This is a genomic window from Prodigiosinella confusarubida (assembly GCF_002847015.1).
Taxonomy (GTDB): Bacteria; Pseudomonadota; Gammaproteobacteria; order Enterobacterales; family Enterobacteriaceae; genus Prodigiosinella; species Prodigiosinella aquatilis.
The window spans coordinates 4894265-4910882 of sequence record NZ_CP025085.1; the positions used below are offsets into that span (position 1 = coordinate 4894265).

Sequence of the window (16618 nt, forward strand, 5' to 3'; positions counted from 1 at the left end):
GGAAATAAATTTTTTTTGCTTTAAACCTGTATTTTTCACGAAGAGCACAAAAAGCAAGCTAAATTCAACCAAATATCAGTGATTATCTCGATCATTATCGCGGGGTTCGATACGGTCATTATGTTCCTTATCCTTCCGCTGATATTCACCTTCAAAAGTATTTCCTTCAGAACCTGATGTGCCGGTTCCTGTTCCTGTTCCGGAACGAGCGCGCCAGATATACAGATGAGGCATCAGTTTCAGTGTCAGATGCTTTTGCACCGGTGGCAATAACAACATCAAACCAAGAAAATCGGTGAAAAAACCGGGAAGCAACAACAAGAAACCAGCCAGCACCAGTGATACACTTTTTACCATTTCCACGGCAGGACTTTCGCCCGCTTCCAGTTTCTGCTGCATCTGGAGAAAGGTTCTCATTCCCTGATTACGAACCAGGGATACCCCTACACAGGACGTAAACACGACCAACAGTAATGTCATCGCCACACCAAAGACTTCGGCGACCCGAATAAAAATGGAAACTTCGATGTAAGTAAAAAAGAAAATCAGTAATAACGGTAACCAGCGCACCCGTAACTCCTGTGGTTAAAATTCGATGCGCCAACAGGAAATACTCCTCCGAATGACATCGTCGTAATATTTTACACAACGCACCGTAACAAACGACTGGAGGAAAGATTCGATCAGTCGTTAAGATAACGAACCATATAATGAAAGAAATGGTAGCTCGGTAGCGGATTTTCAACCTGCATGCGACGAGTTTTTTTACTCTTATGTGATAAGTCGTGACTATTATCACAGTTCGTAGCGAAGGAGGAACGTGTATCTACAGATAGTGATCCATTCGACGAAATTTCTCACTCAGCCAGAATATCATCACGATAACAAAGGCAGTTATGGTCAAACATTCTGAAATTGTTATCCACGGTAACACAATAGGTGTGCATAAATGCTAACCGACAAAAGAATAAGAGAAGGCTTCTATGTCAGATAACATTCGTATTGAAGAAGACCTGTTAGGTACCCGAGAAGTCCCCGCCGATGCATATTACGGTGTTCACACCCTCCGAGCTATTGAAAACTTTTATATCAGCAACCAGAAAATCAGCGATGTTCCCGAGTTTGTGCGCGGTATGGTGATGGTTAAAAAAGCCGCAGCATTGGCAAACAAGGAGCTGAAGACCATTCCCCACCAGATTGCCGATATTATTGTCAAAGCCTGTGATGAGGTGCTGAACAATGGTAAATGCATGGACCAGTTCCCTGTTGATGTGTTCCAGGGCGGCGCGGGCACGTCTCTCAACATGAATACCAACGAAGTGCTGGCCAACATCGGTCTGGAACTAATGGGACACAAAAAAGGGGAATATCAATATCTTAACCCAAACGATCATCTCAACAAATGCCAATCTACCAATGATGCCTATCCCACTGGGTTCCGCATCTCGATATACAATGCCATTCTGAAGCTGGTTGATGCAGTCACGCAGCTGGGTGAAGGCTTTGAACATAAAGCCAAGGAATTTGAGAACATTCTGAAAATGGGCAGAACCCAGTTACAGGATGCCGTCCCGATGACATTGGGACAAGAGTTCCACGCATTTAACATATTGCTGAAAGAAGAAAACAAAAACCTGTTGCGTATCGCCGAATTATTACTGGAGGTTAACCTCGGGGCTACCGCTATCGGTACCCGGCTGAATACCCCGGATGGCTACCAGCATCTGGCGGTCCAAAAGCTGGCTGAAGTCAGCGGTTTGCCTTGTATCCCCGCAGAAGATCTGATCGAAGCCACCTCTGATTGTGGTGCTTATGTCATGGTCCACAGTTCACTGAAACGCCTGGCGGTGAAACTTTCCAAGATCTGTAATGACCTGCGTCTGCTCTCTTCAGGCCCCCGCGCAGGCCTGAATGAAATCAACCTGCCGCAATTGCAGGCGGGTTCATCCATCATGCCAGCCAAAGTCAACCCGGTGGTACCCGAAGTAGTCAACCAGGTGTGTTTCAAGGTCATAGGTAACGACACCTGCATCACTATGGCGGCAGAAGCCGGTCAATTACAGCTTAACGTAATGGAGCCAGTCATTGGCCAGGCCATGTTTGAATCTACCCATATCCTGACCAACGCTTGTTACAACCTGTTGGAAAAATGTGTGAGTGGTATCACCGCCAATAAATCGGTGTGTGAATCCTACGTGTTCAACTCTATCGGGATTGTGACGTACCTGAACCCATTCATTGGTCACCACAATGGTGACATTGTGGGAAAAATCTGTGCAGAAACCGGTAAGAGCGTGCGGGAGGTAGTACTGGAGCGTGGGTTGCTGACTGAAGCCGAACTGGATGACATCTTCTCGATACAGAACCTGATGCATCCGGCTTACAAAGCAAAACCTTACACAGATGAAAACGAACCGTCATAAGACCGCGCCATAAGCCATGTAAGGCACGACAGTCCTGCGCCGACTGCGTGCCTTTTCTATAAGGTAAATAGGCTGTGTGCCCGGCATTGTCCGTGGTGCCATCGCTGCCCCAATTGCTATCTATCAAAACAAAGGGGCTAGTCTAGATAACTATAAGCGGCAACAAACATTTTTGAATTTTCCCATCTTATTAAGGAGCATAATCATGCTTACCATGGAACTCATTGTTGTTCTGCTTGCCATTTATCTCGGCGCTCGTCTCGGGGGAATCGGGATCGGTTTCGCCGGCGGCATTGGCGTACTGGTTTTAACACTCGGTTTCCACATCAAACCCGGCGTCATTCCTTTTGACGTGATTGAAATCATCATGGCGGTTATCGCCGCTATTGCCGCCATGCAGGTTGCTGGAGGGATGGATTATCTGGTCAGCCTGGCGGAAAAACTGCTGCGCAAACAGCCCAAATATGTCACCTTTCTGGCACCGTTAGTAACCTATTTCATGACGCTGCTGGCAGGAACCGGTCACACAGCATTCTCCACGCTACCGGTCATTGCGGAAGTCGCTAAAGAACAAGGTATTCGCCCTTCCCGGCCGCTCTCTATCGCCGTCGTCGCATCGCAGATTGCCATTACCGCCTCCCCCATATCTGCTGCTGTGGTTTTCATGGCAAGCATTCTGGAACCTAAAGGCGTCAGTTATTTGGCGCTGCTAGGTATCTGCATCCCCACCACACTGACTGCCATCATGCTAACGGCCATCCTTACCAACTTTCTCGGTAAAGATCTAAAAGACGATGAAGTCTATCAGGAACGCCTTCGCAAAGACGAAGTGACGCTACGCGGCAGTAGTAAACTGGTGTTAAAACCTCGAGCAAAACTGTCTGTTCTCCTGTTTCTCATCGGTATTGTCGCCGTGGTGCTTTATGCCACAGCCATCAGTGATACTGTCGGCCTGATCAGCAACCCGGTACTGCCGCGGAATGAAGCCATCGTGGTATTTATGCTGACCGTTGCCACGCTAATTAGCTTGACTTGTAAAATCGACACCGCACAAGTTCTCTCGGCCAGTACCTTCAAATCCGGCATGAGTGCCTGCGTGTGCGTTATGGGTGTGGCCTGGCTGGGTGATACTTTCGTGAAAGCACATATCACCGATATCCAGAGCACAGCGGGTGCACTGTTGCAAAGTTATCCGTGGATGCTGGCAGTCGTTTTGTTTTTCGCCGCCACCCTGCTCTACTCTCAGGCGGCAACAACTAAAGCCCTGATGCCTGCGGCCTTATTGCTCGGCGTATCACCAGTGACGGCGGTAGCCTCTTTTGCTGCGGTGTCAGCGCTGTTTGTACTACCTACTTACCCAACCCTACTGGCGGCGGTCGAAATGGATGACACCGGCTCAACCCGTATCGGCAAGTTCGTGTTTAACCATTCATTCCTGATCCCAGGGGTTGTGGCAATTACACTCTCTGTCATCTTCGGATTTATCCTTGGCAATATTGTACTGTAATTGGTCTGCGGATCGGTATTGAGGTATCGATCCGCTCTTACGCTCATCATCCGGGCAAGGTATAGTGTCTGGTGTTCAAACTCCCATCGCCGAGGTCACCATGTCCGAACAGATTGTCTGTGATGCGGTTGTCGTACTCTGTACCGCCCCCGACGAAAACAGTGCACACGCATTGGCCACTTCTGCGTTGGAAGCCCATCTGACAGCCTGTGTCACGTTACTGCCAGGAGCGACATCGTTCTATCATTGGGAAGGGAGGCTGGAACGACAGCAGGAAATTCAGTTACTGCTTAAAACCGATGCTCAACATCAGCAGTTACTAATCGATCACCTAAAGCAACATCACCCTTACCAAACACCGGAACTTCTGGTGATACCGGTTACTGGTGGTGACAACGATTATCTCTCATGGCTCAACGCATCTTTACGCTGATTGTTCTGTTCTGCGCAGCAGTTTTCACCACTGACGCTGCGGCACAGAGCCCATTCGGGCAGAATACACAATCACAATTTTTGCCGGTGGATCAAGCATTCGCCTTCGACTTTCAACAACATGGCTCGCAACTCACACTGCAATGGCAGATTCACTCCGGCTACTACCTTTATCAGCAACAGATCAAGCTGGTCGCTAAAAATGCCACCTTGGGAAAGGTAGATTTACCCGCTGGGATTAGCCATCGGGACGAATTCTTTGGCGAGGTTGCCATTTATCGGCAACCATTGTCCTTGAATATTCCATTGACTGCCGCCCAGCAAGGCGCGCTGGTCAGAGTAACCTATCAGGGATGTGCCGATGCCGGATTTTGTTATCCACCGGAGACCCGTGAAGTACCACTCAGCGCAGTCAACGCAAGTAATACCAACCCACTGCCCAGCGCGGAAACAAAACCTGAAGCGCCATCCAGCACCACTGAGAAACCCGAACTGCCGTTTTCACCATTATGGGCTCTGCTGATTGGTATTGGTGTCGCATTTACACCGTGTGTACTGCCGATGTATCCGTTGATATCCAGTCTGTTACTCGGCAACCAGCAACGGCTCTCCACGAGACGGACATTTTTACTCGCCATGACCTACGTACAGGGTATGGCACTCACCTACACCATGCTTGGTCTGGTGGTGGCCGCCGCCGGGTTGCGCTTTCAGGCTGCACTGCAAAACCCGTATATGCTCATTGGCCTGTCATTGCTTTTTATTGCGCTGGCACTTTCCATGTTCGGGGTCTACAGCCTGCAATTGCCGTCTTCATTGCAAACCAAACTAGTGGAATGGAGCAACCGGCAGCAACAAGGCTCTCTGGCAGGTATTTTCTCCATGGGAGCGTTGGCTGGGTTGATCTGCTCGCCCTGTACCACTGCTCCGCTTAGCGCTCTGCTGTTGTATATTGCCCAAAGCGGTAATCTGCTGGCCGGGGGCGGCTCTCTCTACCTGTATGCATTGGGCATGGGGCTACCATTGATAGTGGTGACACTATTTGGGAATCGGTTACTGCCCAAAAACGGCCCCTGGATGGTGACGGTTAAAGAAGCATTCGGTTTCATTATTCTTGCGTTACCGGTGTTCCTACTGGAGCGGGTACTGGGAGACGACTGGGGATTACGCTTATGGAGTCTGCTGGGTGTTACGTTTTTCGGCTGGGCTTTTATCCTCAGCTTACGAAACCACACAGGCTGGATGCGGGGAATACAGATATTATTACTATTGGCTGCATTGGTAACTGTGCGCCCGTTGCAGGATTGGCTATTTGCTCCGGCCCAGACAGCGGACAACACATCGACAAAAAGTCTATTTATGCCAGTACGCAACCGAGCTGAATTACAGACGGCACTGGTACACTCTGGTCGGGCGACGATGCTCGATCTGTATGCAAACTGGTGTATCGCCTGCAAGGAATTCGAAAAATATACCTTCAGCGATAGTGCCGTCCGACAGCACCTGAAAACAATGCAGCGGCTACAAATTGATGTAACCGCTAACAGCAAAGAACAAAACGCGTTGTTGAAGCAATATCAGGTACTCGGCCTACCCACTATTTTGTTTTTTGACGCCAGTGGCAAAGAAATATCCGGTTCACGGGTAACCGGCTTTATGAATGCCAAACAATTTCAGTTACATTTGCGCAAACTGGGGCAATAAACAACAGCACGCGTTATCGGATACCCATCGTCAGAAGGAGGCGTTATGCAGCGAGAAGAAGTTTTGGAACACGCACTTATTTTGCTGGAACAGCACGGTTTAGCCGTCACAACGCTGGATATGCTGGCAGACAGACTGAATATGACGACCGATGAACTGCGTCCTTTCTGGCCAGACTGCGAAGCGTTACTGTACGACAGCCTGCGTTATCACAGCCAGCAAGTAGATATTTGGCGCCGCCAGGTGCTGTTGGACAGCACGCTCAATACTCAACAAAAATTACTGGCTCGATATCAGGTACTGCACAAATCGGTACAGCAACAGCGTTATCCTGGTTGCCTGTTTATTGCGGCATGCAGTTTCTTTCCTGATGTTGAACATCCTATTCACCAGATTGCGGAACAGCAGAAGAAAGCATCTTACCAGCACACTAAAACGCTACTGGAAACACTGGAAACCGACGATCCCGAGATGGTTGCCCAACAGTTGGAATTGATTTTGGAAGGCTGTCTTAGCAAATTGCTGGTAAAACGTCAGTTGTCCGACATTGCCATCGCAAAACGGCTGGCAGAAGACGTATTACGCCTGGCATTGTGCCGCAAGAATGGGGCGCTGACCTGAGTCACAGTGTGTGATGCAGAATAAAATCAACGCCTCTGGCTGAAAAGTCGGCAGTCAGTGTTATTTCCCCAAAACAGGCTCACAAAGCCGTTGACGCCACACCACCAATACGGTTTAATGCGCCCCGTTGCCCGGATAGCTCAGTCGGTAGAGCAGAGGATTGAAAATCCTCGTGTCCTTGGTTCGATTCCGAGTCCGGGCACCACCTTTCCTTTTTTATGCCTCCTTATCAATTCCTATGTGTATGTAATTCAATAAGTTGGCGTAAAAATCTTTTCCGATGCGTTTTGATTTATCCCTTCGTATCGGGGAATTTGTGGGTCAGATTGCGGGTCATTCAGTTCGATGAACGGGAGTGACCCTCATATGTTAACTGACAGCAAAGTCCGATCCGCGAAACCTCTCGCAAAATCTTACAAGCTCACTGACTCGCAAGGCCTGTACCTGACGGTATCCACCAGCGGCGCTAAGCTATGGTATTTCCGTTATCGCCTTGGCGGTAAAGAAAGCCGAACAGGCAGGAGCGAAGGAGGATGTATGCTGACTTTTGATTACCGTGAGCGTCGGGCGCATAGTCACGAAAAGATGCGAGTCCTGCTCACCTTTCTGAAAGAAGAAACCTACGGCGATTTTAAGACCCTGATGCAGCTTTTCGATTTTAAACACCATAAGCCGCTTTATCTGCTGCTGGCAAAGGCCATCAGCATGGGGTTGATCCAAAAGCATGACGTCAACACAAAAAGGCGATAAAAATTGCGCTGAGGGGGATCACCCGTGACGGGCTGGACGCTGTCATCACATCTGAGGATGGCGTTTTTCCTGCACGTTTTGAACCTGCCAAAATTACTGGCTGGATGCTGGAACATCACCTTAATAACCAGCTCGCCCGGCTTATTCTGGAGAAAAAGGCGCTTATGGGTGGCTGCACGGCGACCGAACCGCCTTTCGCCGCCGTTATCAGACCAAACACCGCCCGGATGGAGTGACAACGATCCCGAACGGTCATCGCGATTGAAGCTATTGGCACGCACCAGTAAGTGTAAGCACACCCATTTTAGTTCAACGTATTTTTTGAGGGGAGGTCAAAATAATCACAGTTTGAAACTAAAAACTCCCCACCAAATCCCCCAACGTCACCATCAACATCATCGGGTCAATCGGTGAAGGTTCAAACCCCACCCGCAGGTAAAATTCCCGCGCTTCATCAGACAGTGCATGAACCAACATCCCGCGAATGCCGATAGTTTCCGCCACCTGAATCACCCGCAGCCCGGCATCCCTTACCAGCGTTCGGCCAACGCCCTGAACGATTTATCGAGATCATGGGGAATCGAACCAAAGGAATAGCAGGTGAAAATTCTAGTGCAGTTGCCGGTATAGCGTATGTTTACCTCATGCTGGGGAGTACCCGCCACCAGGTTTACCGTTAACTAGCAAAAGGCTGACGGGTGGCAAAAGGTGCTGCCCGCTGGCGTACTATCTCCCCCAGCACCACACTGACCTGCTGGCATAAAGCCTGCTGTCGTTCTAGGTTGGCATTCATCAGCGCCGCCATATCAACAGTTTTCGCGGCATCATAATGATGACCGCTGCCAATCTGCTGTTCAAAATCATTAGCCCACTGGTGTACCCGGAGCAAGTCTACCGCCACCAACAACACCGCGTGTGCCAGCACGATGTGCCACCGTGGTTCGCCAGGTTCCTGTCCGGGCAATGACCGCCAGTATTGTGCGGTACCGGAGATTTTTCGCGCTGTAGCGTCAGTGCCACAGGCCAGGTTAAAGCGGCCGTCGCAAAAGGAGCCGCTCACTGACTGAAAGCGGCTGGCGATGCCAAAGGTTTGCAGCGTATCCCGCAATATTTCACACAGGTGAAGATAAACCGGCGTTGCCGCTTCCCCCAGACTTTGCTGTATCGGGTAAGCGAGGCTGAGGTTGATGATGCCCGGCCCCTGAGGCACCAGGCCACCGCCGGATTTGCGCAGGAAAACGGGGCAACCCTGTGCAGCAAAACGTTGGCGCACCTGCGCTAAGGGCGCATAGCGGGTGTAGGTACGCGGTACAACCAGCGCCTGCGGCGCCTGCCAGATTTTAGCCACCGCGGTGCCCGCCGCCGCATAGCCAAACAGCTCGTCCTCGGCGGCGGTGGGATCGTCACAGTGCTGTAATTGGTTGTGCAACCAGTGAAAAAGGCCGCAGCGTGCGGTTGCGGCCGATGAGTGCGGCATTCGTTCACCATCCAGTTGTCAAATAGCGCCCAGATGTTGCAGCAGTAGCTGGTTAACTTCCGCTGCCCTTTCCATCTGCGGCATATGGCCAGCAGCACTGAGGATCTCTACTCTGGCATACGCCTGCGCCTGTTCTGCGTGTTGTACAGGGATAATCTGATCTTCCGCGCCCCAAATCAACAGCAGTGGTATGCCGACATCATCCAACTTCAGGCCCGGTTGCGTGCTTTGCCTGCCATCGGCAAAGAGGCTGTTTTGCAAGGCAGTGAGTGCGTCGCCCACGCCGTCCAGCCGTTTGTACCTGAGCAGATCGTCCAACATTTGCCGGCTAACCAGCGCGGGATCGGAAAACAGCAGTTCAACCACCGGTTTCAGATCCCGGCGCACCTGTGCGTTGATAAAGCCTTCGGTATAACAGTGATTAATCTCCTGGCCGAAGCCGGCGCTGTCGATCAACGCCAGTGAACGCACGCGCCCAGGGTGACGAACCGCCAGTTCGGCGGCGATAGCGCCGCCCAGCGAATGGCCCACCTGGTGGGCGGCGGGCAGTGACAGCGCATCCATAAAAGCAGCGATAAAGTCAGCCAGATCGTTCAATTGAGCACCCGGTAATTGGGTGGCTGATTGCCCGTGTCCTGGCAGATCGAGCGCTATCACCCGGTAGTGCTCGGCCAGTGCGTCCAGGTTGAACAACCAGTTGTCCAGATCTCCGCCGAAGCCGTGGATAAACAGCACGGTTTCTTCGCCTGCGCCGCGGCTAGCATAGCGGATACGTAGGCCGTTCACTGTGAGAAAAGCAGCGACCGCCTGCTCGTCTTCACTCTCCTCCTCACTGTCGGGCGGGGTTTCCCAGGCGGCGATAAACGCGTTGATTTCCTCCTCGCTGATCTGCGATGGCGCCAGCACACCCAGTAGGGCTTTCACCGGTAGAACATCACCCGGTTCTGCCACTTTGCGTCGCAGAATACCGGCATCGGTGGCTTCAACCGCATTGGCGATTTTGTCGGTTTCCACATTGAGAATCGCCATACCCGGCGTGATCTCACTGCCTTCGTCAACCAGCCATTCATTGACTGTGCCTTCACGCATTGATAGCCCCCACTTAGGCATGACAACGGGAATAATGGTGTTATTGCTCATCTCAGCGTTCCCCCTTATGACTAAGCGTCCGCTGTACAGCACTGATAATGCTGTCTACGCCAGGCAGGTAGCGGTCCTCCAGAGCTGGAGAGAAAGGAACCGGGGTATGCGGGGCGCTAATCATCTGCGGCGGCGCTTTCAGTGCGCCGAACGCATGCTGCACCACCTGAGCGATAATGTCGGTGGCGATGTTACAGCGCGGGTGGGCTTCATCCACTACCACCAGTCGACCGGTGTTTTCTACCGTTTCGATAACGGTATCGAGATCCAGTGGCGAGAGCGAGCGCAAATCGACAATCTCGACGCTGACCCCCTGTTTCGCCAACTGTGCGGCGGCGTCGAGGGCACGGTGCACCATCAGCCCATAGGTGATAATAGAAACATCGCTACCGTCGCGCACGATACTGGCTTCGCCAAATGGGATTGCATACGGATGCTCGGGGACGTCGCCCTCCATACCGTACAGATTTTTATGTTCGCAGAAGATCACCGGATCATTATCGCGAATTGACTGGATCAGCAACCCCTTGGTGTCATACGGCGTACTGGGGCAGATGACCTTCAATCCGGGAATATGGGTAAACAGCGGCGTCAGCATCTGGGAATGCTGCGCGGCGGCGCGAAATCCGGCACCGACCATGGCGCGGATCACCACTGGTGTTTGCGCCTTGCCGCCGAACATATAGCGGAATTTGGCGGCCTGGTTGAAAATTTGATCGAAACACACCCCCATGAAGTCAATAAACATCAGTTCGGCGATCGGGCGCATACCGCAAGCGGCGGCACCGATGGCCGCGCCGACGTAGGCCGATTCTGACAGCGGGGTGTCCAGCAGGCGATCGCCATGCTTGGCGTATAGCCCTTTGGTAACGCCAAGCACACCACCCCAGGCATCTTTTTCCCCATCGGTTCCCATGCCGCCGACGATATCCTCACCGAGCATAATCACGCTGGGATCACGCGCCATTTCCTGGTCTATCGCTTCATTGATAGCGAGCTTCATACTAAGTTTACGAGCCATGTCCATTCTCCTTCGGGTGAAATTATCGTCAGTAGCTGACATAAACGTCGGTTAATAAATCGTCGGCGCTGGGATCGGGTGCAGCTTTGGCTTCTTGTACCGCCTGTTCGATTAGCGCGGCCACTTCACGATCGATGGCGTGTAACTCTCCAAGGCGGAGGATCCCGCTCTGTTGGACATGGTTGATAAAATGCTTCAGGCAGTCCTGGTGCTTGCGGATCGATTCCAGTTCGTCCGGTGCCCGGTAAGTTTGCGCATCCCCTTCAAAGTGACCGTAGAAGCGCACCATTTTGCACTCAAGCAGCGCAGGACCGCCGCCGGCGCGCGCATGGCGGATCAACTCACCGGCGGTTTCGTAGACGGCGAAAAAGTCTGTACCATCAACAGTGACGCCGGGGATGCCAAACCCGGCTGCACGATCGACATAACTATCTACCGCGGTGGCGTACTGGCGTGATGTAGCTTCGGCATAGCCATTATTCTCGATCACGAACAGCACTGGCAGGTTCCAAACCGCCGCCAGATTCAGGCTTTCGAGAAACGTCCCCTGATTGGCGGCACCATCGCCAGCGAAGCTGATGCCGATTTCACCCTTGCCGCGGAATTTGGCTGCCAGCGCCGCGCCGCACACCAGCGGTGCGCCCGCCCCTAAAATGCCATTGGCGCCCATCATTCCTTTGCTCAGGTCAGCAATGTGCATTGAGCCGCCCTTGCCGTTACAAGCGCCGCCAGTTTTACCGTAAATTTCTTTCATCATGGCGATAACGTCGACGCCTTTGGCAATGCAGTGCCCGTGGCCACGGTGGGTACTGGCGATGCGATCGCCATCGGTGAGGTGGGATAAAATGCCGACCGCCGTCGCCTCTTCGCCAGCATACAGATGGACAAAACCAGGAATGTCGCCACGTGAAAAATCGACGTGTAGCCGCTCTTCAAAATCTCGGATGGTACGCATGCGGCGATAGGCGCTCAACAAGGCTTCGCGAGTGAGCGGCAGGGAAGCAGAGTGTGGGTTATTATCGGTATTGTTCATAGCCATCTCCAGACAGTGAGTGGTGATTAAAGTAGGCCGCCGCTACAGCTGGCGGCGGCTCGTAATAATTTGTGTTCTGCGGCGTAATGCAGGCAGGCTTCGATGTTGAGGGCGCAGAAAGCGTGTTCGCGCAGCGTGATCTGTACAATGTCCTGTGGGCCGAACATCATTTCACGTTCGCCGTCCAGGGCAATGACACCCTGTCGCAAATGCGGGGTGCCTGCAACGCCGTGTTCGATGCGCTGCCAGTGAACGATGGGTACGCTACGCACCAGGCCAGGCGCCAGCGGGGCCAGCAGAGCTCCAGCGCCGGTGCCGAAAGTGACGCTAAGCCCGCCGGATGCATGGCGGCCAAGCGGCATCAATAAGCCGCCGATGGAAGACAGGCCCACGGTATGGGGCTCGGCAAAACACAGATAGAGCTGTGACAACTGTTCGGGGCGCCACACCGAACGGGCGCCAACGAACTGTTCGGCCAGAATTGCGACGTCGACAATGGCGATATCGTGGCGGGCATCGGGGCGACCAGCATTGATGGTGATATCCAGCCGTTTGTTCCATTGCAACACCTGTGCATTGGGAACTTTTCCGCTGGCATACAGCCCCACCGCCAGCCCGACGATAGTGGGTTCGCGCAGTTCCGGCCAGGCGTTATTGGTGCCAGTCGAGATACCGGCAATCGGTACGTTGCCGCACTCTTTCGCTACCGCCCGATGTGTACCGTCACCGCCGAGAACCACGATGGCACGGGCTCCTCCGGCGTACATCATGTGGGCTGCCTGTAGGCTATCATTGACCGTGGCGCTAACGGCAAGCGGCAACCAGCTTAGCTGGGGAAGAGAAATGTCGTGGCGCTGCGCCAACATGCGGGTGAGGATCGCCTGTAGGCCTTCCCGATCCGGCATCATACGTACATCACCGATGCCGGCAGCACCCAGTGCGGCCAGTAGCCGGAAGATTAGGTTGGCGCGTTCAGCCAGCGTCAGACTGCCAGCATGGCCTACCACGCGGCGGATATCACGGGCCGAAACCGGATTGGCGATAATGCCGACCCAAGCAGTGGATACGGAATGTGTACTGGCGGAGCCATTTACAGGATCAGACATAGGGGGACCTCTTGTCATCAACTGCAATCTCTATGGCAAATTTCGGGCCAAGTGTTATTATTGTTTTAAATCAGTATATTAGAGGTTATTCCCCGACAAGCATCGGCCGGAACAATACAGGTGTCACCGGCCAGTTGATACAGGTCAGTTGCGCGTGTCCGTTTGGTTTGGGGAGCGGATACCAAAGCGCTGCATGCGGCGGTAGAGCGTCATCCGGCTGATCCCCAACTGGCGGGCGACCGCGCTGTGGTTCCACTGTGCCGCACGCAGGTACTGTATCAACGCAAGTCCCTCGGGGCAGGTGGCAGGTGGTGATATGTTATTCTGAAGGGCTATTTTGCCCGTTTCGGTAGGTGGCAGTGGCCGGGTGGACAGGTGTAGCTCCTCGGGCAGATCTTCGGGGTGGATACAAGCGTTTTCGCAGATAGCACAGGCGTATTCCAATGCATTGCGCAGTTCGCGCAAGTTTCCCGGCCAACGGTGGCGGTGCAGATGCACCCTGGCTTTGGCGGTGAGCACACAACGCTTTCCTGCCAGCATGTTGTCAATCAGCCAGTCCAGATCGCTGCGCTCACGCAATGGCGGCAAAATTATGCGGGCACCGAGCAGCCGGTAGTAGAGATCCTCACGGAATGATCCTTCAGCGATCAGCCGTTCCAGCGCACGATGCGAAGCGGATATCACCCGGATATCAACCGGTATCGGGCGAGTGGCGCCCACCGGCAGCACTTCACGCTCGGACAACACGCGCAGCAGGCGCGTCTGCATTTCCAGCGGCATATCACCAATTTCATCCAGGAACAGAGTACCGCCATCAGCGTCCTGAATCAGCCCACGGCGCGGTTTATTACCCGCGCCGGAAAAGCTACCCGGCATGGCACCGAACAGTTCGCTTTCAATCAGGGTGGGAGGGATTGCCGCACAATTGACGGCGATAAACGGCCGCTGGCGACGGTTGCCCGACTGGTGCAATGCCCGGGCAAAAAACTCCTTACCGCAGCCGGTTTCGCCATGGATAAACAGATTAACCGGGGTATCCACCAGCTTCATCGCACGCTGTAACTGCAACTGTAACGTCGGATCACCGCCGCTGATGGCTCTTAACGGCGCGGGCAAGCTGGCTGATGCGCCGGCCACGCGCCAGCCGCGACGGTTGATCGGCGGTTGGGCGGTAAGAAACAGCGTGTTGTCACTGTTAACCAGATTGATGGTGCGTTGCCGCAGGCCCTCGGTATGCATATAGTCCGGCAGCTTATCGAAGCTGGCGTTGAAAACCTGTTCAAAGTGCAACCCCAATAGCGGGCTGGCCGCATGCTGTGCCGACACAGGCAAACCAAGCTCATTTTGCAACAGTCGCCAGGCGTCATGGTTATGCCCCACGATTTTGCCGCTGGCGTCAAAGGCGAGCAGATAGTCCGGGTTGACGTTAACCAACGAGTATGACGTGCTGAGCTTGAGCATCCAGTCGCCGCGGTGCAGGTGCTCAAAATAGGCGTTTTCAATCTGGCCGGCGTAAATGCGGGCGATTTGCAGCGCCAACTGCTGGCTGGTTTTGGGCTGCGGCGAGTTAAGCGCCGAGATATCCAGTACGGCATGCAGTTGCCCTTGCGGATCAAACAGAGGCACTGCGGTACAGGTCAGTGGGATGTGGGTAGCGTCGAAGTGATCGCCCTGGTGCACCGTCAACGCTTCGCCAGAGGCCAACGCAGTGCCAACGGCACAGGTGCCAGCGCTGGCCTCTGACCATTCAGCGCCCAGAAATAGCCCCGCGCGCCGCAGGCTGATTTCAGTATTGGCGTCGCCCAGATAATCAACGGTGATACCTTTGGCATTATTCAGCAGAACCACATAGCCGGCCGGTGCAATCTGCTGAAAAAGGCGCTCCATGCCCTGATGGGCGATACGGCGAAACTCTTCCAGATTTCTCTGGTGTTCCTGCAATTCGTGCCAGGTGAGAATGCGAGCATCCTGCATGCGGCTGGGATCGAGCCCATGATCGTTAACGCAGCGCAGCCAGGAATCGCGGATGAGCCTATCGCAGCACTGCAAGGTTGTTGAGACGGTGTTTCCGTTAATGGTTTCGACTACCGCGTCAATATGATCACGCTGGTGTTGATTCACGGTCGTGTACTCCTGAATTGCGTTTTGCCCACAGCGCCAAAACGGATATCAAGATGAGCAGTAATTGGCCACCGCTATTTATTCACTTTTTATTAACAATAAATTAACAATATGAGTATTACAGATAGCCGCCGTTTTTTCTGTGATCGAATGCAAAAGGCGGTTATTGTGCAGGGCATGACCGTTAAGCCAGGCATTTTTCTGATAGTTACAGGTAATGACTTTAAGGCTTTTAAATTCATGCCTCGCATGGATTTAAACATCGCCTCAATGCAATAAATCAGGCGTGCTTCAGATAATCTTTCAATATCCGTTACCTCATTTACTCCTGGTTCTCTTGCATATCTGTGGGTTATAGCCGAGATCAGCTATTCATCTCCAGGTAATTAAATCGAAGAAAGGAAATATTATGAGCAAGTACAATCTTGCCACCAAACGTACACAGCTTGTCTGTCCCGGCACACAGCAACAGAGGGTAAACCGGTAAATCAAGCCTACCCTGCTGCATTTACGCCGATATGGGCGATACCGGTAGCATGATGATTACGTGTTCAATGCGGCGACGTGCCCCACGATGATCAGGCACGGGCTACTGAGATCTTGTGCCAATCGAGCCAGCGCTTGCAGTGTCCCCCGAACCACCCGCTGCGATGGCAGCGTCCCCTGTTCAATCAACGCTACTGGCATATCACCCGGCACTCCCTGAACGTGCAACTGCGCCTGAATCGCCGCAGCCTGATGCAGCCCCATATAGAACACCACCGTCTGCTCGGGGTGGCCCAGCCCCTGCCAGTCTGGCAGTTCTTCACCCCGCGGATGACCGGTAACCAGCGTCAGCCGATGAGCACAATCCCGATGAGTCAGCGGGATCCCGGCCGCCGCCGCGCAACCCGCGGCGGCAGTAATTCCTGCCACCACATGGACCCGAATACCCTGCGCTGCCAGACTTTCCATTTCCTCACCGCCGCGCCCGAAAATAAAGGGATCACCACCTTTGAGCCGGACGACACGCCGTTTAAGAACTGCCTGTTCAACAAGCAACGCAATAATCTCACTCTGGGCAATACAGTGATGGCCAGCGTGTTTACCGGCAAAGATCCTCTCAGCCGATTCAGGAATCATCGCTAAAATCTCCGCCGAAACCAGTCGGTCATACACCACCACATCGGCGCTGTGTAAATACCGCAATGCCTTTAGCGTCAATAGTTCCGGGTCGCCTGGTCCGGCGCCAACCAAGGCGACCTCACCCGGCTGAAGTGGTGTTTGATTTAATCCACTCATCG

The 16618-nt window shown here is 53.2% G+C and carries 13 protein-coding genes, 1 tRNA gene and 3 pseudogenes; 8 read left to right on the top strand and 9 right to left on the bottom strand.

Going from position 1 to position 16618, the window contains the following annotated elements; translation table 11 throughout:
- Positions 1 to 75 precede the first annotated feature (75 nt).
- Positions 76 to 570 (bottom strand): FxsA family protein, encoded by a 495-nt coding sequence (locus CWC46_RS22385; RefSeq protein ID WP_021014319.1) that lies wholly within the window; start codon positions 568 to 570, stop codon positions 76 to 78.
- A gap of 413 nt (positions 571 to 983) precedes the next feature.
- Here CWC46_RS22385 and aspA point away from each other — a divergent pair, with 413 nt between their 5' ends.
- From aspA to CWC46_RS23435, 8 genes and pseudogenes are all read left to right on the top strand, one after another.
- On the top strand, positions 984 to 2423 hold the full coding sequence (aspA, locus tag CWC46_RS22390; protein ID WP_021014318.1) for an aspartate ammonia-lyase: 1440 nt from the start codon (positions 984 to 986) through the stop codon (positions 2421 to 2423).
- Positions 2424 to 2628: 205 nt separating this feature from the next.
- Positions 2629 to 3930: an anaerobic C4-dicarboxylate transporter gene (locus tag CWC46_RS22395; protein WP_021014317.1), complete on the top strand. Its 1302-nt coding sequence runs from the start codon at positions 2629 to 2631 to the stop codon at positions 3928 to 3930.
- Positions 3931 to 4030: 100 nt separating this feature from the next.
- Positions 4031 to 4363 (top strand): divalent cation tolerance protein CutA, encoded by a 333-nt coding sequence (gene cutA, locus CWC46_RS22400; protein ID WP_021014316.1) that lies wholly within the window; start codon positions 4031 to 4033, stop codon positions 4361 to 4363.
- Positions 4339 to 6066, top strand: a complete 1728-nt coding sequence (locus CWC46_RS22405) for a protein-disulfide reductase DsbD (protein WP_021014315.1) — start codon at positions 4339 to 4341, stop codon at positions 6064 to 6066. The genes cutA and CWC46_RS22405 overlap by 25 nt, the downstream gene beginning before the upstream one ends.
- A 45-nt stretch (positions 6067 to 6111) precedes the next feature.
- Positions 6112 to 6687, top strand: coding sequence for a transcriptional regulator (locus CWC46_RS22410; protein ID WP_021014314.1), 576 nt, complete (start codon positions 6112 to 6114; stop codon positions 6685 to 6687).
- Positions 6688 to 6816: 129 nt separating this feature from the next.
- A tRNA-Phe gene (locus CWC46_RS22415) sits at positions 6817 to 6892 on the top strand.
- 161 nt (positions 6893 to 7053) lie between these two features.
- Positions 7054 to 7200: pseudogene (locus CWC46_RS22420) on the top strand (Arm DNA-binding domain-containing protein); the annotation flags it as partial.
- 24 nt (positions 7201 to 7224) lie between these two features.
- Positions 7225 to 7690, top strand: a pseudogene (locus CWC46_RS23435) (MobC family replication-relaxation protein); the annotation flags it as partial.
- A gap of 101 nt (positions 7691 to 7791) precedes the next feature.
- On the opposite strand, the pseudogene CWC46_RS22430 reads toward CWC46_RS23435, so the two are convergent.
- The 8 genes and pseudogenes from CWC46_RS22430 to cobA form a co-directional block, all read right to left on the bottom strand.
- Positions 7792 to 7992, bottom strand: a pseudogene (locus tag CWC46_RS22430) (GNAT family N-acetyltransferase); the annotation flags it as partial.
- Positions 7993 to 8113: 121 nt separating this feature from the next.
- Complete coding sequence (locus tag CWC46_RS22435; protein ID WP_021014312.1) at positions 8114 to 8914, bottom strand: lipoyl protein ligase domain-containing protein; 801 nt, start codon at positions 8912 to 8914, stop codon at positions 8114 to 8116.
- 18 nt (positions 8915 to 8932) lie between these two features.
- Positions 8933 to 10054: an acetoin dehydrogenase dihydrolipoyllysine-residue acetyltransferase subunit gene (locus CWC46_RS22440; protein ID WP_021014311.1), complete on the bottom strand. Its 1122-nt coding sequence runs from the start codon at positions 10052 to 10054 to the stop codon at positions 8933 to 8935.
- A gap of 1 nt (position 10055) precedes the next feature.
- The gene (locus CWC46_RS22445; protein WP_425475094.1) at positions 10056 to 11081 is read right to left on the bottom strand and encodes an alpha-ketoacid dehydrogenase subunit beta; all 1026 of its coding nucleotides are present in this window, start codon (positions 11079 to 11081) and stop codon (positions 10056 to 10058) included.
- Positions 11082 to 11103: 22 nt separating this feature from the next.
- Positions 11104 to 12108, bottom strand: coding sequence for a thiamine pyrophosphate-dependent dehydrogenase E1 component subunit alpha (locus tag CWC46_RS22450; protein WP_021014309.1), 1005 nt, complete (start codon positions 12106 to 12108; stop codon positions 11104 to 11106).
- 26 nt (positions 12109 to 12134) lie between these two features.
- Entirely contained in the window at positions 12135 to 13214 is a 1080-nt protein-coding gene (locus tag CWC46_RS22455; RefSeq protein ID WP_021014308.1) for an ATP-NAD kinase family protein, read from the bottom strand.
- Positions 13215 to 13358: 144 nt separating this feature from the next.
- On the bottom strand, positions 13359 to 15335 hold the full coding sequence (locus tag CWC46_RS22460; protein WP_021014307.1) for a sigma-54-dependent Fis family transcriptional regulator: 1977 nt from the start codon (positions 15333 to 15335) through the stop codon (positions 13359 to 13361).
- Positions 15336 to 15878: 543 nt separating this feature from the next.
- Complete coding sequence (gene cobA, locus CWC46_RS22465) at positions 15879 to 16616, bottom strand: uroporphyrinogen-III C-methyltransferase (protein ID WP_021014306.1); 738 nt, start codon at positions 16614 to 16616, stop codon at positions 15879 to 15881.
- Positions 16617 to 16618: the final 2 nt, after the last annotated feature.

What these genes read in the sequence shown, in the direction of transcription:
- CWC46_RS22435 (WP_021014312.1), bottom strand. Translation starts at nt 8,914, where the DNA reads ATGCCGCACTCATCGGCCGCAACCGCACGCTGCGGCCTTTTTCACTGG.
- CWC46_RS22450 (WP_021014309.1), bottom strand. Translation starts at nt 12,108, where the DNA reads ATGAACAATACCGATAATAACCCACACTCTGCTTCCCTGCCGCTCACT.
- CWC46_RS22410 (WP_021014314.1), top strand. Translation starts at nt 6,112, where the DNA reads ATGCAGCGAGAAGAAGTTTTGGAACACGCACTTATTTTGCTGGAACAG.
- CWC46_RS22445 (WP_425475094.1), bottom strand. Translation starts at nt 11,081, where the DNA reads ATGGACATGGCTCGTAAACTTAGTATGAAGCTCGCTATCAATGAAGCG.
- cutA (WP_021014316.1), top strand. Translation starts at nt 4,031, where the DNA reads ATGTCCGAACAGATTGTCTGTGATGCGGTTGTCGTACTCTGTACCGCC.
- CWC46_RS22440 (WP_021014311.1), bottom strand. Translation starts at nt 10,054, where the DNA reads ATGAGCAATAACACCATTATTCCCGTTGTCATGCCTAAGTGGGGGCTA.
- aspA (WP_021014318.1), top strand. Translation starts at nt 984, where the DNA reads ATGTCAGATAACATTCGTATTGAAGAAGACCTGTTAGGTACCCGAGAA.
- CWC46_RS22405 (WP_021014315.1), top strand. Translation starts at nt 4,339, where the DNA reads ATGGCTCAACGCATCTTTACGCTGATTGTTCTGTTCTGCGCAGCAGTT.
- CWC46_RS22455 (WP_021014308.1), bottom strand. Translation starts at nt 13,214, where the DNA reads ATGTCTGATCCTGTAAATGGCTCCGCCAGTACACATTCCGTATCCACT.
- CWC46_RS22395 (WP_021014317.1), top strand. Translation starts at nt 2,629, where the DNA reads ATGCTTACCATGGAACTCATTGTTGTTCTGCTTGCCATTTATCTCGGC.
- cobA (WP_021014306.1), bottom strand. Translation starts at nt 16,616, where the DNA reads ATGAGTGGATTAAATCAAACACCACTTCAGCCGGGTGAGGTCGCCTTG.